The sequence below is a fragment of the Burkholderia stabilis genome (assembly GCF_001742165.1).
GTDB lineage: Bacteria > Pseudomonadota > Gammaproteobacteria > Burkholderiales > Burkholderiaceae > Burkholderia > Burkholderia stabilis.
Genome location: NZ_CP016442.1, coordinates 2,659,020 through 2,678,837 on the forward strand (window position 1 = coordinate 2,659,020; position 19,818 = coordinate 2,678,837).

General features: G+C 61.2%; 13 protein-coding genes and 3 rRNA genes. 8 read left to right on the forward strand and 8 right to left on the reverse strand.

Going from position 1 to position 19,818, the window contains the following annotated elements; translation table 11 throughout:
* Nucleotides 1-128: 128 nt before the first annotated feature.
* Nucleotides 129-884: a phosphoglycolate phosphatase gene (locus tag BBJ41_RS12435; protein WP_069746652.1), complete on the reverse strand. Its 756-nt coding sequence runs from the start codon at nucleotides 882-884 to the stop codon at nucleotides 129-131.
* 4 nt (nucleotides 885-888) lie between these two features.
* Nucleotides 889-1,575, reverse strand: a complete 687-nt coding sequence (rpe, locus tag BBJ41_RS12440) for a ribulose-phosphate 3-epimerase (RefSeq protein ID WP_011883156.1) — start codon at nucleotides 1,573-1,575, stop codon at nucleotides 889-891.
* 182 nt (nucleotides 1,576-1,757) lie between these two features.
* Here rpe and apaG point away from each other — a divergent pair, with 182 nt between their 5' ends.
* Nucleotides 1,758-2,132, forward strand: coding sequence for a Co2+/Mg2+ efflux protein ApaG (apaG, locus tag BBJ41_RS12445; protein WP_006477037.1), 375 nt, complete (start codon nucleotides 1,758-1,760; stop codon nucleotides 2,130-2,132).
* 78 nt (nucleotides 2,133-2,210) lie between these two features.
* The gene (gene mltA, locus BBJ41_RS12450) at nucleotides 2,211-3,446 is read left to right on the forward strand and encodes a murein transglycosylase A (protein ID WP_069747676.1); all 1,236 of its coding nucleotides are present in this window, start codon (nucleotides 2,211-2,213) and stop codon (nucleotides 3,444-3,446) included.
* A gap of 235 nt (nucleotides 3,447-3,681) precedes the next feature.
* Here mltA and paaK read toward each other — a convergent pair whose 3' ends face one another.
* From paaK to paaN, 5 genes are all read right to left on the reverse strand, one after another.
* A complete protein-coding gene (gene paaK, locus BBJ41_RS12455; RefSeq protein ID WP_069746653.1) occupies nucleotides 3,682-4,980 on the reverse strand; it encodes a phenylacetate--CoA ligase PaaK in 1,299 nt (432 codons plus the stop codon).
* Between the two features lie 38 nt (nucleotides 4,981-5,018).
* On the reverse strand, nucleotides 5,019-5,471 hold the full coding sequence (gene paaI, locus BBJ41_RS12460; RefSeq protein WP_069746654.1) for a hydroxyphenylacetyl-CoA thioesterase PaaI: 453 nt from the start codon (nucleotides 5,469-5,471) through the stop codon (nucleotides 5,019-5,021).
* Nucleotide 5,472: 1 nt separating this feature from the next.
* Nucleotides 5,473-6,264 carry a 2-(1,2-epoxy-1,2-dihydrophenyl)acetyl-CoA isomerase PaaG gene (paaG, locus tag BBJ41_RS12465; protein ID WP_069746655.1) on the reverse strand — a complete coding sequence of 264 codons (792 nt, stop codon included), beginning with the start codon at nucleotides 6,262-6,264 and terminating at the stop codon, nucleotides 5,473-5,475.
* A gap of 45 nt (nucleotides 6,265-6,309) precedes the next feature.
* Nucleotides 6,310-7,512 (reverse strand): 3-oxoadipyl-CoA thiolase, encoded by a 1,203-nt coding sequence (gene pcaF, locus BBJ41_RS12470; RefSeq protein ID WP_069746656.1) that lies wholly within the window; start codon nucleotides 7,510-7,512, stop codon nucleotides 6,310-6,312.
* A gap of 87 nt (nucleotides 7,513-7,599) precedes the next feature.
* Complete coding sequence (gene paaN, locus BBJ41_RS12475; protein ID WP_069746657.1) at nucleotides 7,600-9,306, reverse strand: phenylacetic acid degradation protein PaaN; 1,707 nt, start codon at nucleotides 9,304-9,306, stop codon at nucleotides 7,600-7,602.
* Between the two features lie 129 nt (nucleotides 9,307-9,435).
* On the opposite strand from paaN, the gene BBJ41_RS12480 reads away from it, so the two are divergent.
* The 4 genes from BBJ41_RS12480 (at nucleotide 9,436) to rrf (ending at nucleotide 17,083) form a co-directional block, all read left to right on the forward strand.
* Nucleotides 9,436-10,212: an enoyl-CoA hydratase gene (locus BBJ41_RS12480; protein WP_069746658.1), complete on the forward strand. Its 777-nt coding sequence runs from the start codon at nucleotides 9,436-9,438 to the stop codon at nucleotides 10,210-10,212.
* Between the two features lie 611 nt (nucleotides 10,213-10,823).
* Nucleotides 10,824-12,355 (forward strand): 16S ribosomal RNA (locus BBJ41_RS12485).
* Nucleotides 12,356-12,753: 398 nt separating this feature from the next.
* Nucleotides 12,754-16,848: ribosomal RNA gene (locus BBJ41_RS41385) — 23S ribosomal RNA — on the forward strand.
* A gap of 122 nt (nucleotides 16,849-16,970) precedes the next feature.
* Nucleotides 16,971-17,083 (forward strand): 5S ribosomal RNA (gene rrf / locus BBJ41_RS12495).
* The 16S, 23S and 5S rRNA genes sit together here, the layout of an rRNA operon.
* Nucleotides 17,084-17,330: 247 nt before the next feature.
* On the opposite strand, the gene BBJ41_RS42005 is transcribed toward rrf, so the two are convergent.
* Nucleotides 17,331-17,585 (reverse strand): SymE family type I addiction module toxin, encoded by a 255-nt coding sequence (locus tag BBJ41_RS42005; RefSeq protein ID WP_083281858.1) that lies wholly within the window; start codon nucleotides 17,583-17,585, stop codon nucleotides 17,331-17,333.
* A gap of 33 nt (nucleotides 17,586-17,618) precedes the next feature.
* On the opposite strand from BBJ41_RS42005, the gene BBJ41_RS12500 reads away from it, so the two are divergent.
* Nucleotides 17,619-18,146 (forward strand): HsdM family class I SAM-dependent methyltransferase, encoded by a 528-nt coding sequence (locus BBJ41_RS12500; protein ID WP_236872021.1) that lies wholly within the window; start codon nucleotides 17,619-17,621, stop codon nucleotides 18,144-18,146.
* 41 nt (nucleotides 18,147-18,187) lie between these two features.
* Nucleotides 18,188-19,417, forward strand: coding sequence for a type I restriction enzyme subunit R domain-containing protein (locus BBJ41_RS12505; protein ID WP_236872022.1), 1,230 nt, complete (start codon nucleotides 18,188-18,190; stop codon nucleotides 19,415-19,417).
* The last annotated feature ends 401 nt before the right edge of the window (nucleotides 19,418-19,818 follow it).

Consider the following 19,818-nt stretch of genomic DNA (forward strand, 5'->3'; position numbering starts at 1 on the left):
GCTGAAGACGTGCTTCAGCGTACCTCATCGAAGAGGTTAGCGCGACCAGCGACGCCAGGGCCAGGCTCCCCGGTCGATGCTGCTCAGACTCCGTTTTTTATTCAGAAACATGCGGATGGAAGAAATAATCAGATGGTTGGCCGGCCGGCGTTGTGCGCGGTGATCGCGCGAGCTGCGACCAGCAACGAATCGACTATACCATCCGAATTTATCGTTTGTATAGCTTTGCCGTGGTTGTAGCCGTACGGCACCGTCAGCGTCGCCATTCCGGCCGCGCGGCCTGCCAGCGCGTCGTTTTCCGAGTCGCCGATCGCGACTGCCGCGTCCGGCGCGACGCCGAGCGCGTCGCAGGCCGTCAGCATCGGCAGCGGATCGGGTTTCTTGCGCGCGACGCTGTCGCCGCCGAGCACGATGCCGAAGCAACCGGTCAGCCCGTATTGCTCGAGCAGCTCGACCGCGAAGCGGTGCGGCTTGTTCGTCACGCATGCGAGCCGGATGCCGGCTGCGCGCAGCGCGTCGAGGCCGGCCGCCACTTCAGGATAGAGGCGCGTATGGCGGCCGTTGATCTTCGCGTATTCGGTCTGGTAGATCGCCAGCGCGTCGTCGAAGCGCGCGCGCGCTTCGTCGGCCGTGAAGCGCGGCTTCAGCACGCTCTGGATCAGGTGTTCGGAGCCCTTGCCGACGTAGCCGATCACCTCGTCGCGCGACGTGGCCGGCGCGTCGAGTTGCGCGAGCATCCCGTTCAGGCCGGCCGTGAAATCGTCGGCCGTGTCGACCATCGTGCCGTCGAGATCGATCAGCGCGGCGTCGATGCGCGGCGCGGCGAAGCGGATCGGGGCGGCGGCCCCTGCCGGCGCGTGCCCGGCGAGCGACGATTCGGCCACGGTGTCAGCTCCGTTCGACGGTTGCGAGCGCGGCGCGCATCTCGTCGATCACCTTGCGGTAGTCGGGTTTGCCGAAGATCGCCGAACCCGCGACGAAGGTATCGGCGCCGGCTGCCGCGATTTCCGCGATGTTGTCGGTTTTCACGCCGCCATCGACCTCGAGCAGGATCTCGCGGCCCGTGCGCTCGGTGTAGGCGTCGATGCGCGCGCGTGCTTCGCGCAGCTTGTTCAGCGTTTCCGGAATGAACGACTGGCCGCCGAAGCCGGGGTTCACCGACATCAGCAGCACAAAATCGAGGCGGTCCATCACGTGATCGAGGTAGTTCAGCGGCGTGGCCGGATTGAACACGAGGCCGGCCTTGCAGCCGTGATCGCGGATCAGCGACAGCGTGCGGTCGATGTGGTCGGAGCCTTCCGGGTGGAAGCTGATCAGGTTTGCACCGGCCTTCGCGAAATCGGGCACGATCCGGTCGACCGGGCGCACCATCAGGTGCACGTCGATCGGCACCTGCACGTGCGGGCGGATCGCCTCGCACACGAGCGGACCGATCGTCAGGTTCGGCACATAATGGTTGTCCATCACGTCGAAGTGGATCCAGTCGGCGCCGGCGGCGACCACGTTGCGGACTTCTTCGCCGAGCCGTGCGAAATCGGCCGACAGGATGCTGGGAGCGATGCGGAATTGGGTCATGGCAGGGGTACGGGGACGTTGCGGCGCAAAACCGACATTCTACCGCCCGGCGATCGGCGCGCGGCGGCGGGCCGGTCGGTTGCAGCCCGATTCCGCATCAAGCAGAATGCCGAACCAAAGCGGCGCGCCCGCAGCCCCGTCGCCCACGCCGGCACGGACAGTCACCCTCCAGTGGAAACACCATGAGTCAGTATCAGTTCACCGTTTCGGTGAAAACCAGCTACTTGCCGGAACAATCCGACCCCGATCACCGTCAATATGCATTCGCGTACACGCTGACGATCCGCAACACGGGACAAGTCGCGGCGCAGCTGATCGCGCGTCACTGGATCATCACGGACAGCGAGAGCCACGTGCAGGAAGTGAAGGGGCTCGGCGTCGTCGGGCACCAGCCGCTGCTGCAGCCGGGCGAGCACTTCGAATACACGAGCTGGGCCGTGATCGCGACGCCGGTCGGCACGATGCGCGGCGCGTACTTCTGCGTGGCGGAGGACGGCGAGCGTTTCGAGGCGCCGGTCGACGAGTTCGCGTTGCACATGCCGCGCACGCTGCATTGAGCGTGCGGGGCGCGTCAGCGCGGCTGGCGATCGTTGTTGCGGGCGTGTTTCTTTCTGCCCGACGACGTCCACACGACGATGAAGATCAGCAGGGCAAGCGCTACGAAGGCTTCGAGCGCGAAGATGAGCATCGGATATTGGTCGAGAAAATCTGACATGGCGGTTTCCATCAAGAACGGACATTGTAGTACGTGGTTTGGGCCCCGAGTGGCCGGCTGGGTTGCAGCGGCTGCGGCTGCGGCGTTGCTGGCCGCATGCGGCGGCGCGCCGACGCGGACCTCGGCGCTCAAGCCGCCCACCGGCGCGGCGATCGTGCCGGGGCAGATTGCCGCGAAGCGGCTCACGCCGGTCGCATGGCAACAGGTGCCGGGCTGGCAGGACGATGCGCTGATCGGCGCGACGGCCGCGCTGCGGCAGAACTGCGTGCGGCTCGCGCGCCAGCCGGCCTGGCAACGCGCCTGCGCGGCCGCCGACCGGCTCGACGAGCTCGACGTCAGCAGTGCGCGCACGTTCTTCGAGACGTATTTCACGCCGTTCCAGCTCGCGAACACCGACGGCACGCTCGACGGGCTCGTCACTGGCTATTACGAACCGTTGCTGCACGGTTCACGTGTGCGCCGCGGCCCGTATCAGTACGCGCTCTATCGCTGGCCGGCCGGGTATCGTGCGGGCGCCGCGCTGCCGGTACGGGCACAGCTCGAACGCGCAGGCGTCCTGAACGGCAACGAACTCGTATGGGTCGACGATCCGATCGAGGCGTTCTTCCTGCAGGTGCAGGGCTCGGGGCGCGTGTTGCTCGACGACGGTTCGGTGATGCGGGTCGGCTTCGGCGGCACCAACAACCAGCCGTACCGCTCGATCGGCAAGTGGTTGCTCGATCGCGGCGAGCTGACGCCCGCACAGGCGACGATGCAGGGCATCAAGGCGTGGGCGAAGGCGAACCCGAACCGCGTCGACGCGTTGCTCGACACGAATCCGCGGTTCGTGTTCTTCCGCGACATGCCGACCAAGGAAGATGCGCCGCACGGCGGCGCGGACGGCCCGATCGGCGCGCTCGGCGTGCCGCTCACGCCGGAGCGTTCGATCGCCGTCGATCCGACGTCGATCCCGCTCGGCACACCCGTGTTTTTGCAGACCACGCGCCCGCTGACGAATACGCCGATGAACCGGCTCGTGTTCGCGCAGGATACGGGTTCCGCGATCAAGGGCGGCGTGCGGGCCGACTATTTCTGGGGGCTCGGCGACGACGCAGGCGACCAGGCCGGCCGGATGAAGCAGGTCGGCCGGATGTGGCTGCTGTTCCCGAATTCGTGACGCGAGGTGGCGCGGGCTGCGAGCAGATGAGGCACGGCATACGCGGGCGCGACGATGCGCGTGGGGCATGTCGATCTGATCGCAGTGCGCCCGCGTGATTTCAGTTCGTGTGATGCGGCTTTCGCGTTGAACGACGTCGCGGAGCAAAACAGCCCGATAGGCTTTGGCCGATCGGGCTGTTTCTTTTTGTGCGGCGGAATTGCTGCACCACACGGCTGACGGATAGCGGCGGGCGTCAGCCCTTGCGCTTGTCGACGACGCGACGCGCCTTGCCGACCGAGCGCTCGATCCCGTTCACGGGCAGCACGTTGATCACGGCCGTCACGCCGATCAGCGACTTGATGTCGTACGCGAGCGCCTGTTTGGCCGCGTGGATCGCGGCCGTATCCGGCGCGGTTTCGGGGCAGGGCTCGACGTTCAGCGTCAGCACGTCGAGCGGGCCTTCCTTCGTCAGCACGATCTGATAGTGCGGTGCGAGCGCGCGCTGCTTGAGCAACTGTTCCTCGATTTGCGTCGGGAACACGTTGACGCCGCGCACGATCATCATGTCGTCCGAGCGGCCGGTGATCTTTTCCATCCGCCGCATCGTGCGAGCGGTGCCGGGCAACAGGCGCGTGAGGTCGCGTGTCCGGTAGCGGATGATCGGTAACGCTTCCTTCGTCAGCGATGTGAATACGAGCTCGCCGAGTTGGCCGTCCGGAAGCACTTCGCCGGTTTCGGGATCGATGATTTCGGGATAGAAGTGGTCTTCCCAGATGGTCGGGCCGTCCTTGGTCTCGACGCATTCGGATGCGACGCCGGGGCCCATCACTTCGGACAGTCCGTAGATGTCGACCGCGTCGATGCCCATCCGCTGCTCGATTGCGACGCGCATGTCGTTGGTCCAGGGTTCCGCGCCGAAGATGCCGATGCGCAGCGAGCTCTGCACGGGATCGAGGCCCTGACGCTCGATTTCGTCGGCGATCGACAGCATGTAGCTCGGCGTCACCATGATGATGTCGGGCCGGAAATCCTGGATCAGCTGTACCTGCTTCTCGGTCTGGCCGCCGCCGAACGGGATCACGGTCAACCCTGCGCGTTCGGCGCCGTAGTGCGCGCCGAGCCCGCCCGTGAACAGGCCGTAGCCGTAGCTGACGTGCACCTTGTCGCCGCGGCGGGCGCCGGCTGCGCGGATCGAGCGCGCGACGAGATTCGCCCACGTGTCGATGTCGCCTGCCGTATAGCCGACCACCGTCGGCTTGCCGGTGGTGCCGGACGACGCATGGATGCGCGAGATCTGGTCCTGCGGCACCGCGAACATCCCGAACGGATAGCTGTCGCGCAGGTCGCCCTTGGTCGTGAACGGGAAGCGCGACAGGTCGGCGAGCGTCTTGAGGTCGTCAGGATGGACGCCCGCGTCGTCGAACTTGCGACGATAGACGGGGGAGTGGTCGTAAGCATGCCGGAGCGACCACTTGAGGCGCTCGAGTTGCAGCGCGGTCAGCTCGTCGCGTGAGGCGGTCTCGATCGGCTCGAGCGGTAGCGGGGTAGTCATGCATGTCTCCAGTGTTTGTTATGTACGAGCCGTCGGCGTCAGCGGTCTTCGGGGATGACCGTGCCCTTGATCTGGGCGGATTTGCCGCGAAACATCGCGACCGTTTCGCCTGTCTGGTTCGTGATGCGGATGTCGTAGATGCCCTGGCGGCCGACGCGCGCCTGTTCGATTGCCTCGGCCGTCAGCACGTCGCCGCCGTGCGCGGGGCGCAGGAATTCGATCGAGCAGCCGGCCGCGACCGTGTTCACGTTGTACGAGTTGCAGGCGAACGCGAACGTCGAATCGGCGAGCGTGAAGATGATCCCGCCGTGGCAGGTCTGATGGCCGTTCAGGAATTCGGGCCGCACGCGCATGTGCAGGCGTGCGTAACCGGCACGCACTTCGGCGATTTCCATGCCGAATGCACGGCTGCATGCGTCTGCGTCGTACATGGCGCGCGCGGTCGCACGCGCAAGCGAATCGGGATCGAGCGTATCGGTGGTGGCGGTCATGTCAACGCCCCTCGAAGCGCGGCGCGCGCTTCTCGATGAATGCCTTCACGCCTTCCGCATAATCGTGCGACTGGCCGAGCTTGCGTTGCAGGTCGCGTTCCAGGTCGAGCTGCTGGTCGAGCGTGTTCGTGACGCTGTCGCGCATCGATTGCTTGATCGACGCGATCGCGAGCGTCGGTTGCTGCGCGAGTTGGGTTGCAAGCTGGCGGACTGATGCGACGAGTGCGTCGTCGTCGACAGCGCGCCAGATCAGGCCCCATTGCTCGGCCTGCTCGGCGCCGAGTTTGTCGCCGGTCAGTGCGAGCCCCAGCGCGCGTGCCATGCCGACGCGTTGTGGCAGGAACCACGTGCCGCCCGAATCGGGTACGAGCCCGATCTTGACGAAGGCCTGGATGAAGCTGCTCGAGCGCGCGGCGAACACGAGGTCGCAGGCAAGCGCGAGATTCGCGCCGGCGCCGGCCGCCGTGCCGTTGACGGCGGCGATCACCGGAATCGGCAGACGCTGCAGACGGCGGATCAGCGGATTGAAATGCTCGTCGATCAGCGTGCCGAGGTCGGTGGACGCGCCCGGCGTGAAGTCGAGGTCGGCCAGGTCCTGGCCCGCGCAGAAGCCGCGCCCCGCACCCGTCAGGATCAGCGCGCGCGCGCCGGCCGCTTCGACTTCATCGAGTGCCGCCTGCAGTTCGCGATGCATCGCCCGCGTGAAGCTGTTCAGCTTGTCGGGGCGGTTGAGGGTGATCGTGGCCACGCGCGCGGCCTGATCGATATCCAGCTGAATCGCCTGATAGGACATGCAGTGTCTCCTTCATGACTTCGTTATAGGCGCGCGGCGCGTCGGTTACACGCGTTCGATCGCGATCGCGATGCCTTGGCCGACGCCGATGCACATCGTGCACAGCGCAAAGCGGCCACCCGTACGTTCAAGCTGATAGAGCGCCGAGGTCACGAGCCGCGCGCCCGACGCACCGAGCGGATGACCGAGCGCGATCGCGCCGCCGTTCGGGTTCACGCGCGGATCGTCGTCGGCGACGCCGAGCATGCGCAGCACCGCGAGACCTTGCGACGCGAACGCCTCGTTCAGCTCGATCACGTCGAACTGGTCGATGGTCATGCCGAGCTGGCGCAGCAGTTTCTGCGTGGCCGGCGCAGGGCCGATGCCCATCACGCGCGGTTCGACGCCGGCGGTTGCCATGCCGACGACGCGTGCGCGGCGGCGCAGGCCGTACTGGTCGGCTGCCTCAGCGTTGGCGAGCAGCAGCGCGCACGCGCCGTCGTTGACGCCCGACGCGTTGCCGGCCGTCACCGAGCCGTCCGGGCGCACGACGCCCTTCAGTTTCGCGAGCGCTTCGAGCGACGTTTCGCGCGGATGTTCGTCGAGCGACACGATCAACGGATCGCCTTTCTTCTGCGCAATCGTGACCGGGACGATTTCCGCGGCCAGCGTGCCGTCCTGCTGCGCGCGTGCGGCCTTCTGCTGGCTGCGCAGTGCGAACAGGTCCTGGTCGGCGCGGCTGATGTTGTAGTCGACTGCGACGTTCTCGGCCGTTTCGGGCATCGAGTCGACGCCGTACAGCTGTTTCATCAGCGGATTGATGAAACGCCAGCCGATCGTCGTATCGAAGATGTCGGCCTGGCGCGCGAATGCGCTCGTGGCCTTGCCCATCACGAACGGTGCGCGCGTCATGCTCTCGACGCCGCCCGCGATCATCAGCCGTGCCTCGCCCGCCTTGATTGCGCGTGCTGCCGTGCCGACCGCGTCCATCCCGGAGCCGCACAGGCGGTTCAGCGTGGTGCCTGGCACGGCGGTCGGCAGGCCCGCGAGCAGCGCCGACATACGCGCGACGTTGCGGTTGTCCTCGCCGGCCTGGTTCGCGCAGCCGTAGATCACGTCGTCGACCGCCGTCCAGTCGACCTCGCGGTTGCGCTCGATCAGCGCCTTGAGCGGCACCGCACCGAGGTCGTCGGCGCGGACGTCTTTCAGGGCGCCGCCGTAGCGGCCGATGGGGGTGCGAATCGCGTCGCAGATGTAGGCGTCTGTCATGGGCGTATCGGTGAGCAACGAACCCGCCGGGTGGCGGATTCGTTCATGGTAGAGAACGTGGCGGCGTTTGCACGTCGGCCATTCGGGTTATGCCGTTTGGCCTGCTTCCGCAGGTACCGCCTTCGGGGCAACATGGACACGACTTTGCACCACGCGGAACCGGTTGGCGACGAACGCCGGGTCGGCCAGCGCCGCGTTGGCGGCAGGGTTGGCACCCGTGCCATGGAAATCGGAGAACGCGGCCGACTGGTTGACGAACACGCCGCCCGTCAGGTTGATCGACAGCGCGACGCCGCCGCGCACCGCTGCGTCGTGTGCTGCGTCGACGATTGCGTCGTCGGTGCTGTAGACGGAGAGGGTCAGCGCGCCATGTTCGGCTGCGATTTCACCGGCGAGATCGAGCGATTGCGCGGTCGAGTCGGTCGCGATCACGAACGAGATCGGGCCGAACCACTCCTGCGTGAATTTCTCGCGATCGGCCACGTCGAGTTGCAGCACGAGCGGCGTGCGCACGCGGGCATCGGGGAACGCGGGGTGCTGGAGGGTCAGGCTGTCGGCGAGCACGCGGCCGAGCTTGCGGGCGTCGTCGATACGTGCGGTCACGCCGTCGTTCTGGATTGCGCCGATCAGTTCGACCGAGCGTGCCGGGTCGCCGGTGAGTTTTTGCACGGCAACCGCGATCGCCTGTGCGACTTCGTCGAAGCTCGCATGGCCGTCCGCCGTCCGGATGCCGTCGCGCGGCACGTAGATGTTTTGCGGTGCCGTGCACATTTGGCCGGAGTACAGCGCCAGCGAGAACGCGATGTTCTTGGCCGCGGCCTTCAGGTCGTCGGTCGAGTCGATCACGATCTGGTTGACGCCGGCCTTCTCGGTATAGACCTGTGCCTGATGGGCATGGCGTTCGAGCCACGTGCCGTTTTGCGTGCTGCCCGTGAAGTCGATCAGCTTGATCTCGGGGCGCAGCGCGAGGTCCTGAACGAGTGCACCGTCGTTGGGCTCGGTTGCGAGGAGCGTGACGACGTTGGGATCGAAGCCGGCTTCGCGCAGCACGTCGCGGGCGATCCGTACCGTGATCGCGAGCGGCAGGATCGCACCCGGGTGCGGTTTGACGATCACTGTGTTACCGGTTGCCAGATCGGCGAACAGGCCCGGGTAGCCGTTCCACGTCGGGAACGTGCAGCAGCCGAGCACGAGCCCCGTGCCGCGGGGGACGATCGTATAGCGCTTGTGCATCGCGAGCGGCGGGTTCTTGCCTTGCGGTTTTTCCCAGTGTGCGTCGGCCGGGATGCGGCGCAGTTCGTCCCATGCATAGGCGACCGCCTCGAGTGCGCGATCCTGCGCGTGCGGGCCGCCGGCCTGGAACGCCATCATGAATGCCTGCCCGGTGGTGTGCATCACGCTGTAGGCGATCTCGAAGCTCGCGCGATTCAGGCGCGCGAGGATTTCGAGGCTGACGCCGATCCACGCGCTCGGGCCGGCTTCGCGCCACGAGCGTTGCGCGGCGGCTGCAGCGCCGATCAGCGCGTCGGGCGCCGACTTCGGATACCGGATGCCTAGCGCGATGCCGTACGGCGATTGCTCTGCGCCGACCGTTTCACCGGACGCCGGCTGGTCGAGCGAGAACGTCTTGTCGAGGTGCGATTTGAACGCGGCTTCGCCATCGGCGCTCGCGCTTTCCCCGTACACTTTGGGGCTCGGCATTTCGGCGAACGGGCTCCAGTACCCGCGGCTCTCGATGGCGGCGAGTGCGTGCTTCAGCGTGTCTTCGTGCTTCGTGAACAGTGCATGGGTCATGGCGGCGGCCTGATGGACGTTGAGAGGGGTTGGATCGATTAATTAACCGACCGGTTGGTCGGAGAATGGTAGCATCAAACTATTCGCATGTGCGAGGCGTTTCTCATTTCATTGATCGAGGAGAAATAGATGGCTTACGAGAACATCCTGGTGGAGACCCGGGGGCGTGTCGGGCTGGTTACGCTGAACCGTCCGAAGGCGCTGAATGCGCTGAACGATGCGCTGATGGATGAGTTGGGCGACGCACTGAAGGCGTTCGATGCGGACGACGACATTGGCGCGATCGTCGTGACGGGGAGTGAGAAGGCGTTCGCGGCCGGCGCGGACATCGGCATGATGGCGACCTACTCCTATATGGACGTTTATCGCGGCGACTACATCACGCGCAACTGGGAGACGGTTCGCGAGATCCGCAAGCCGATCATTGCTGCGGTGTCTGGTTTTGCGCTGGGCGGCGGCTGCGAACTCGCGATGATGTGCGACATCATCTTCGCGGCGGACACGGCCAAGTTCGGCCAGCCGGAGATCAAGCTGGGCATCATGCCGGGCGCGGGCGGTACGCAGCGTCTGCCGCGCGCAGTGTCGAAGGCGAAGGCGATGGACATGTGCCTGACCGCGCGCTTCATGGATGCCGCCGAAGCGGAGCGTGCCGGGCTCGTGTCGCGCGTGCTGCCGGCCGACAAGTTGCTCGACGAGGCGATTGCCGCCGCTGCGACGATCGCTGAGTTTTCGCTGCCGGCGGTCATGATGGTCAAGGAGTCTGTGAATCGCGCGTATGAGACGACGCTGGCCGAAGGTGTTCACTTCGAGCGCCGTCTGTTCCATTCGCTGTTCGCGACAGAAGACCAGAAGGAAGGGATGGCGGCATTCGTCGAGAAACGGAAGCCGGCGTTCAAGCATCGCTGATTGGACTGTAGGCGGTATGACCGCCCGGGCGGCGAACTGCAAGTAACGTCGCTCTATATATAGGCGAAGTGCTGCCGGTGGCTCGTAGGCCAGCTGCGGCACCGGGCGCGTCGACCCTCAAGCCTCAGTGCGCGGCAGCGCACGGAGGCTTTTTCAAAATATTTTCACAAAGGGGCTTGCGCGGATGGTGCGCGGTGCATAGAATCACGCCTCTTTCGCGCTAACGGAAACGCGGCGCGGAAGAGGGAAGCAAAGTCGGTGGTGCGCAGCAGGTTCGGCGCACAGCTGGCGCAGGAAGATGGGCCCCGCAGTCGCAACGAAGTAGTTAAAAAGTTGTTGACGAACTGCGAAACACGGTTCATAATCTCGCTTCTCTGCTGCTGAAAACGCAGCGCTGCTGAGAAACAAACGGTTTCTCGCAGAAATGCTCTTTAAAAATTAACAGCCGATAAGTGTGGGCGCTTGATGGAAGCGAGCTGATCTTCGGATCAGAAAGCGAAAGTATCAAGAGTCTCACACTAAAGTAAGTCAGGTTTATGAAGCAATTCATATACCTGTCAGCTTTGAGTGAGCGACCGGTTCTTAACAGAACCGAAAACAGTAACAGGTTTGAACTGAAGAGTTTGATCCTGGCTCAGATTGAACGCTGGCGGCATGCCTTACACATGCAAGTCGAACGGCAGCACGGGTGCTTGCACCTGGTGGCGAGTGGCGAACGGGTGAGTAATACATCGGAACATGTCCTGTAGTGGGGGATAGCCCGGCGAAAGCCGGATTAATACCGCATACGATCTACGGATGAAAGCGGGGGACCTTCGGGCCTCGCGCTATAGGGTTGGCCGATGGCTGATTAGCTAGTTGGTGGGGTAAAGGCCTACCAAGGCGACGATCAGTAGCTGGTCTGAGAGGACGACCAGCCACACTGGGACTGAGACACGGCCCAGACTCCTACGGGAGGCAGCAGTGGGGAATTTTGGACAATGGGCGAAAGCCTGATCCAGCAATGCCGCGTGTGTGAAGAAGGCCTTCGGGTTGTAAAGCACTTTTGTCCGGAAAGAAATCCTTGGTTCTAATATAGCCGGGGGATGACGGTACCGGAAGAATAAGCACCGGCTAACTACGTGCCAGCAGCCGCGGTAATACGTAGGGTGCGAGCGTTAATCGGAATTACTGGGCGTAAAGCGTGCGCAGGCGGTTTGCTAAGACCGATGTGAAATCCCCGGGCTCAACCTGGGAACTGCATTGGTGACTGGCAGGCTAGAGTATGGCAGAGGGGGTAGAATTCCACGTGTAGCAGTGAAATGCGTAGAGATGTGGAGGAATACCGATGGCGAAGGCAGCCCCCTGGGCCAATACTGACGCTCATGCACGAAAGCGTGGGGAGCAAACAGGATTAGATACCCTGGTAGTCCACGCCCTAAACGATGTCAACTAGTTGTTGGGGATTCATTTCCTTAGTAACGTAGCTAACGCGTGAAGTTGACCGCCTGGGGAGTACGGTCGCAAGATTAAAACTCAAAGGAATTGACGGGGACCCGCACAAGCGGTGGATGATGTGGATTAATTCGATGCAACGCGAAAAACCTTACCTACCCTTGACATGGTCGGAATCCTGCTGAGAGGTGGGAGTGCTCGAAAGAGAACCGATACACAGGTGCTGCATGGCTGTCGTCAGCTCGTGTCGTGAGATGTTGGGTTAAGTCCCGCAACGAGCGCAACCCTTGTCCTTAGTTGCTACGCAAGAGCACTCTAAGGAGACTGCCGGTGACAAACCGGAGGAAGGTGGGGATGACGTCAAGTCCTCATGGCCCTTATGGGTAGGGCTTCACACGTCATACAATGGTCGGAACAGAGGGTTGCCAACCCGCGAGGGGGAGCTAATCCCAGAAAACCGATCGTAGTCCGGATTGCACTCTGCAACTCGAGTGCATGAAGCTGGAATCGCTAGTAATCGCGGATCAGCATGCCGCGGTGAATACGTTCCCGGGTCTTGTACACACCGCCCGTCACACCATGGGAGTGGGTTTTACCAGAAGTGGCTAGTCTAACCGCAAGGAGGACGGTCACCACGGTAGGATTCATGACTGGGGTGAAGTCGTAACAAGGTAGCCGTATCGGAAGGTGCGGCTGGATCACCTCCTTTCCAGAGCTATCTCGCAAAATTGAGCGCTCACGCTTATCGGCTGTTGGTTTAGACAGAAACTCTATCTGTTTGCGGTTAAACCGGTTATAATGCCGGCCGCTTTCAATAATCCTCAATGACAAATATTCGAATGAAGTTTGGTTCGAGTCTTTTTCATTGGCGATTGAGCCAGTCAGAGTGATACGTAGTAAGTATCGGCTGTCGTTCTTTAACAATCTGGAAGAAGTAAGTAATTTGGATAGCGGAAGCGTCTTGAGATGGACGTGGAAGTTATCCGGGTTGTGATTGTATCGATGTATCTCAAGATGATTCGAACTCTAAGTTTGACTCAATTGGAATACGGCACAACGCGAAAACTCAACCTGTAACGACCTGTCGGAGAGACAGACTCGTTATAGGGTCAAGCGAACAAGTGCATGTGGTGGATGCCTTGGCGATCACAGGCGATGAAGGACGCGGTAGCCTGCGAAAAGCTACGGGGAGCTGGCAAACGAGCTTTGATCCGTAGATGTCCGAATGGGGAAACCCACTCCTTTTGGAGTATCCATGGCTGAATACATAGGCCATGAGAAGCGAACGCGGTGAACTGAAACATCTAAGTAACCGCAGGAAAAGAAATCAACCGAGATTCCCAAAGTAGTGGCGAGCGAAATGGGATGAGCCTTGCACTCTTTATTTGTATTGTTAGCCGAACGCTTTGGAAAGTGCGGCCATAGCGGGTGATAGCCCCGTAGGCGAAAACAGTATGAAAGAACTAGGTGTGCGACAAGTAGGGCGGGACACGTGAAATCCTGTCTGAAGATGGGGGGACCATCCTCCAAGGCTAAATACTCGTGATCGACCGATAGTGAACCAGTACCGTGAGGGAAAGGCGAAAAGAACCCCGGGAGGGGAGTGAAATAGATCCTGAAACCGCATGCATACAAACAGTCGGAGCCTCGTAAGGGGTGACGGCGTACCTTTTGTATAATGGGTCAGCGACTTACGTTCAGTAGCAAGCTTAACCGTATAGGGCAGGCGTAGCGAAAGCGAGTCCGAATAGGGCGTTCAGTTGCTGGGCGTAGACCCGAAACCAAGTGATCTATCCATGGCCAGGATGAAGGTGCGGTAACACGTACTGGAGGTCCGAACCCACTAACGTTGAAAAGTTAGGGGATGAGCTGTGGATAGGGGTGAAAGGCTAAACAAACTTGGAAATAGCTGGTTCTCTCCGAAAACTATTTAGGTAGTGCCTCGTGTCTCACCTTCGGGGGTAGAGCACTGTCATGGTTGGGGGGTCTATTGCAGATTACCCCGCCATAGCAAACTCCGAATACCGAAGAGTGCAATCACGGGAGACAGACATCGGGTGCTAACGTCCGGTGTCAAGAGGGAAACAACCCAGACCGCCAGCTAAGGTCCCCAAATATAGCTAAGTGGGAAACGAAGTGGGAAGGCTAAAACAGTCAGGAGGTTGGCTTAGAAGCAGCCACCCTTTAAAGAAAGCGTAATAGCTCACTGATCGAGTCGTCCTGCGCGGAAGATGTAACGGGGCTAAGCTATATACCGAAGCTGCGGATGCGAGCTATGCTCGCATGGTAGGAGAGCGTTCTGTAAGCCTGCGAAGGTGTCTCGGAAGGGATGCTGGAGGTATCAGAAGTGCGAATGCTGACATGAGTAGCGATAAAGGGGGTGAAAGGCCCCTCGCCGTAAGCCCAAGGTTTCCTACGCAACGTTCATCGGCGTAGGGTGAGTCGGCCCCTAAGGCGAGGCAGAAATGCGTAGCTGATGGGAAGCAGGTCAATATTCCTGCACCATTGTTAGATGCGATGGGGGGACGGATCGCGGAAGGTTGTCCGGGTGTTGGAAGTCCCGGTCGCTGCATTGGAGAAGGCGCTTAGGCAAATCCGGGCGCAGGATTCAAGGGTGTGGCGCGAGCTCCTTAGGGAAACACTGATCAATTCGGCTTGGCGGTCATCGCTGACGAGGCCAAGGGCGTTGTAGAAAGAAGCTCACGGAACGGACCCACGACGATGCAGCGGCAGATCGGTTTTGCGGAAGCGGAAAGTGCGGGCAAGAAGCGGGTGACCAAGCGTCAACGCTTTCTGGCCGAGATGGAGAAGGTCGTCCCTTGGTCGCGGCTGCTGTCGGTGATCGGGCCGTATTACCCGAAGGGCGAGCGTGGCCGGCCGCCGATTGGCCTGGAACGGATGCTGCGGATCTACTTGCTGCAGCAGTGGTACGGGTTGTCGGACGAAGGGCTTGAAGATGCGCTCTACGACAGCATCGCGATGCGCGCCTTCGCGGGCATCGACCTGGCGCGCGAGAACGTGCCGGACGCCACCACGCTGTTGAAATTCCGGCGCCTGCTGGTCGAGCACGCACTGACGCGAAAGCTGTTCGACGAGATCGGCATCGAGTTGTGCGAGCGCGGGCTGATGATGAAGGAAGGCACGCTGGTGGATGCGACGATCTTCGAGGCTGCGCCGTCCACGAAGAACGCCGGGAAGAGCCGTGACCCGGAGATGCATCAGACGAAGAAGGGCAACGACTGGTATTTCGGCATGAAGGCCCATGTCGGCGTCGACGCCGACTCGGGTCTGGTGCATAGCGTGGTCACCACGGCGGCCAACGAGCCGGACGTATCGCAGGCCCACGCCCTGCTGCACGGTCATGAGCAGGAAGCGTTTGGCGATGCGGGCTACACCGGCGTGGACAAGCGCGAGGAGATGAAGGGCAAGACGGTGAAGTGGCACGTGGCGCTCAAGCGCGGAAAGATCAGGGCGATGCAGGAAGGTCCGCTGAAGGACCTCGTGATCGCGGTCGAGCGAACCAAGGCGCAGATCCGCGCCCGGGTCGAGCATCCGTTTCATGTCGTGAAGAACCTGTTTCGTCATCGCAAGGTGCGCTACAAGGGTCTAGCCAGGAACACGGCACAGCTGTTCAGTCTGTTCGCGCTGGCGAACCTGGTGATCGCGAAAAATCAGCTGTTGTCGACTCATGGGAGCAATCCGTCATGTGTGTGAAAAACGCGGGAAGTGAGGCCCGAATACGAGCGAAACTCACCTCGCATGTCGTCAAATTCCTACGTCAATCTGAAAATTGCAACCTGCCTCGTCCGTTATGCGGACGACAGGCTCATTGATCAGCGTTTCCTTAGGGAGCGAAGCAATTGGAAGTGGTTCCAAGAAAAGCCTCTAAGCTTCAGTCTAATGATGACCGTACCGCAAACCGACACAGGTGGGCGAGATGAGTATTCTAAGGCGCTTGAGAGAACTCGGGAGAAGGAACTCGGCAAATTGGTACCGTAACTTCGGGATAAGGTACGCCCTTGTAGCTTGATGCCCCTGCGGGCAAAGGGTGAAGGGGTTGCAATAAACTGGTGGCTGCGACTGTTTAATAAAAACACAGCACTCTGCAAACACGAAAGTGGACGTATAGGGTGTGACGCCTGCCCGGTGCCGGAAGATTAAATGATGGGGTGCAAGCTCTTGATTGAAGTCCCGGTAAACGGCGGCCGTAACTATAACGGTCCTAAGGTAGCGAAATTCCTTGTCGGGTAAGTTCCGACCTGCACGAATGGCGTAACGATGGCCACACTGTCTCCTCCCGAGACTCAGCGAAGTTGAAGTGTTTGTGATGATGCAATCTACCCGCGGCTAGACGGAAAGACCCCATGAACCTTTACTGTAGCTTTGCATTGGACTTTGAACCGATCTGTGTAGGATAGGTGGGAGGCTATGAAACCGGAACGCTAGTTTCGGTGGAGCCGTCCTTGAAATACCACCCTGGTTTGTTTGAGGTTCTAACCTTGGCCCGTGATCCGGGTCGGGGACAGTGCATGGTAGGCAGTTTGACTGGGGCGGTCTCCTCCCAAAGCGTAACGGAGGAGTACGAAGGTACGCTAGGTACGGTCGGAAATCGTGCTGATAGTGCAATGGCATAAGCGTGCTTAACTGCGAGACCGACAAGTCGAGCAGGTGCGAAAGCAGGTCATAGTGATCCGGTGGTTCTGTATGGAAGGGCCATCGCTCAACGGATAAAAGGTACTCTGGGGATAACAGGCTGATACCGCCCAAGAGTTCATATCGACGGCGGTGTTTGGCACCTCGATGTCGGCTCATCTCATCCTGGGGCTGTAGCCGGTCCCAAGGGTATGGCTGTTCGCCATTTAAAGAGGTACGTGAGCTGGGTTTAAAACGTCGTGAGACAGTTTGGTCCCTATCTGCCGTGGGCGTTGGATATTTGAAGGGGGCTGCTCCTAGTACGAGAGGACCGGAGTGGACGAACCTCTGGTGTACCGGTTGTCACGCCAGTGGCATCGCCGGGTAGCTATGTTCGGAAGAGATAACCGCTGAAAGCATCTAAGCGGGAAACTCGCCTTAAGATGAGATATCCCTGGGGACTAGATCCCCTTGAAGGGTCGTTCGAGACCAGGACGTTGATAGGTCAGGTGTGTAAGCGCAGTAATGCGTTCAGCTAACTGATACTAATTGCCCGTAAGGCTTGATCCTATAACAAGTCTGTTTTACAGACAGCGGTTGAATGACCGCGTATGTGCTGATACGCACAACCTCAAAAATTACTGCTTCTTCCCGATTGGTTGCGTTGCGAAGCAACGTGACAACCCTCTTTGCCTGATGACCATAGCGAGTCGGTCCCACCCCTTCCCATCCCGAACAGGACCGTGAAACGACTCTACGCCGATGATAGTGCGGATTCCCGTGTGAAAGTAGGTAATCGTCAGGCTCCCTAAGCCAAGAACCCCCGCCCGACAAGGCGGGGGTTTTTGCATTTCGGCGGCGGAAATGTGTGGTGTGCCCGGCATAGATCACACCTCGTGCCGAATAGCTACACGGCAGCGGACCTGAGTAACCGGCCCGCTGCAGTTTCAGAACGATCGCCGCTTGTCACAGTTACTAACGGTATGGAGCATCGGGTACCGAGCTTCCAGACGGATAGTGACTTGCGACGCTCACCATCGACAATGCGCTGATCACATCGGCGTGATGATGAGTCGCTTGTCCTCGACGGTAATCCGGACGCGTTCTCCAGCCTCGAATCCCGCGTCCTCAAGCCATACTCCAGCCAATTTGATCCACGGGTAATACGTCGTGTTCAGTTTCCGGTGCGCTCTGATAGCACGGAGGACCCTAGACAAGGAATGATGGCGTGCTGACTCTTGGACGGTGACGAAGCGTTCCGTTACCGGGGGACGTGACTTATGATTGGCGTTAAGGGCGTGGTGCAACTGGTGGTGAGACTACTCGACCCGCGGCCAGGCATGAGCGTTTACGACCCCACCTGCGGCAGCGGTGGCATGTTAGTGGAAAGCGCCCACCATATCGCGGGGCTACCGGGCGGCGAGTTGCTGGGTGGCAAGCCCAACGTGCTGCTTTACGGCCAGGAAAAGAACTTGGGCACCTGGGCTATCGCCAAGCTCAACCTGTACCTGCACAACATGCGCGCTGACATTGAGCGCGGCGACACACTGGTCGACCCCAAGCACCTAGACGGTGATTACCTGAAAACCTTTGACCGAGTGACTGCCAATCCGCCGTTCTCGTCAAAGGCGTGGTGGGCACCGCTGGAGTTGGCCAGTGAGGCCGAGAAAGAAGGCGAAAAGAAGCCCAAGGCGCCCAACTACAAGCAGGTCAGCGACCCATTCGGCCGCTTTGGCTATGGCATTCCGCCCCGCGGCTACGCGGACTTGGCTTTCGCGCAGCATATGCTCGCCAGTGTGAAGGCCGACGGCCGCATGGGCGTCAGCCACCACCGGCTGGACGAAGCCCTCGCCCAATTGGATGGCTAGACGAGGCGCACCGTAGTCAGTACGACTTTCTGGCTGCCTTTATGCGGGCCAGCCTGCCGAATGCCAAGTTCATCGCTTTTACTGGAACGCCGCTGCTGAACGATGACAAACACACTCTGGCCGAATTTGGTGGAGGGGAATACATTGACGAGTACCGGTTGCACGAGGCAGTGGCCGACGGGGCCACGTTGCCCATCAAGTACCAGGACGCCTGGGTGGCGCTGGCGCCCGATGCCAACCTCGATCAGGCGTTTAAAGACCAGTTCATCAACGAGCCCGAGGTACGGCAGCACGCTCTGAAGAAGGAACTGCTCGCGAGCTGGCGGAAGGCCGGTGACCGAACGGAGAAGGTAGTGCACCACCTAGTCGAGCACTTCCTGACCAACGTGCAGGCCAAGGGCCTCAAGGGTATGCTGGTGTGCGACGGGCGCGAGATGGCCGTGCGTTACAAAGACTTGCTCGATGCCATCATGAAGGAGCGCGACAAGCAACTGCTGCCCACTTTCGAGAGCCGGGTGGTGGTGTCCCTGGCCAACATCACGGCTTCGCGCACCGGTGCGTCTGAGAAAGAAGCCGCTGCCGAGAAGGGTGTTGACGCCGACAGGGTACGCTCCATCGAAGAACGCGTGCGCGAGGAAGTCAAGGCCGGCAAGGTGCCGGTCGCGATGCCGTCTGAGCAGATTGCCAACTTCGTCAGCAAGCTGTTTCCGCTGCCCTATGGCGATGAAGCCAAGGGCAGGGACGGCAAGGTACACGCCAACAACGTCGGGCTCGTCATCGTGTCCGACATGCTGCTCACTGGTTGGGACGCGCCGATTGTTGGCACTATGTACTTGGACAAACCGCTCAAGGAGCACACCCTGCTGCAAGCCATAGCCCGCGTGAACCGCACTATGGTAGGTAAGAACGCTGGCTACATCGTGGACTATCACGGTGTGGTGGAGCACCTCGACCACGCCCTCAAAATCTACGGCGGCGAGGTGAAACCCACCCAGGTATGGGAGGGCGTGGAGAGCGAGCTGCCCAAACTGCAAGCGACGCTGGAGCGTATTCTCAAGCTCCTGCCGCGCAAGAATGACCCTGTAAGTCATCGTGAAGCCTACAAGGCTGACGCCGAAGCCTTCCTCGACCCGGCAACCCGGCTGGATAAGGTGGAAGACTTTCTGGAACTGGTCAAACAGTTCAACCGCAGCATCGACATGTTTGCAACAGCACCAGCAGTGCGCCGCGCGTTTCGTCGTCGCTGCATCGCGCAATTGCGATCGCGATAGGCCGGGTGCGTCTCGCGGTAGTGCCGCCAGTAGTCAGGATGTCGGGCCCGCCAGCTGGCCTGGGCGCGGATCTGATTCTCGCGATAATCGGGATCGACTCGCATGCGCTGGTGCTGCCACGCACGCCGGCGAGCACGCTGGCACGCCTTGGCAGAGCAGAAGCGTTGATGCGGGATATGTAAGAGCGGAGTGAAGGGTGCGCCGCAGGCGGCACAGATCCGATCCGATTTCATGGCCGTGCTCCACAGAGGAATCGCAGTGGGGTCGGCAGTGTTCGGGGCCAGGGTCAGTTGAAGCCAGCTCGCGGGACGCGGCGTCCCACCCTCGCAGATTTTCCCGCTCTAGGAACCGCTCTTGAGCTTTTTCTGGGCCTGGACCTTCCGAGGATCGCACGAGCCGCT

Bases quoted from the DNA above. Each gene is read 5' to 3' on its own strand.
- BBJ41_RS12505 (WP_236872022.1), top strand. From the start codon at position 18,188: ATGCGGGCCAGCCTGCCGAATGCCAAGTTCATCGCTTTTACTGGAACG.
- apaG (WP_006477037.1), top strand. From the start codon at position 1,758: ATGAGTCAGTATCAGTTCACCGTTTCGGTGAAAACCAGCTACTTGCCG.
- paaG (WP_069746655.1), bottom strand. From the start codon at position 6,264: ATGTCCTATCAGGCGATTCAGCTGGATATCGATCAGGCCGCGCGCGTG.
- mltA (WP_069747676.1), top strand. From the start codon at position 2,211: ATGAAGATCAGCAGGGCAAGCGCTACGAAGGCTTCGAGCGCGAAGATG.
- pcaF (WP_069746656.1), bottom strand. From the start codon at position 7,512: ATGACAGACGCCTACATCTGCGACGCGATTCGCACCCCCATCGGCCGC.
- paaI (WP_069746654.1), bottom strand. From the start codon at position 5,471: ATGACCGCCACCACCGATACGCTCGATCCCGATTCGCTTGCGCGTGCG.
- rpe (WP_011883156.1), bottom strand. From the start codon at position 1,575: ATGACCCAATTCCGCATCGCTCCCAGCATCCTGTCGGCCGATTTCGCA.
- paaK (WP_069746653.1), bottom strand. From the start codon at position 4,980: ATGACTACCCCGCTACCGCTCGAGCCGATCGAGACCGCCTCACGCGAC.
- paaN (WP_069746657.1), bottom strand. From the start codon at position 9,306: ATGACCCATGCACTGTTCACGAAGCACGAAGACACGCTGAAGCACGCA.
- BBJ41_RS12500 (WP_236872021.1), top strand. From the start codon at position 17,619: ATGAGCGTTTACGACCCCACCTGCGGCAGCGGTGGCATGTTAGTGGAA.
- BBJ41_RS12480 (WP_069746658.1), top strand. From the start codon at position 9,436: ATGGCTTACGAGAACATCCTGGTGGAGACCCGGGGGCGTGTCGGGCTG.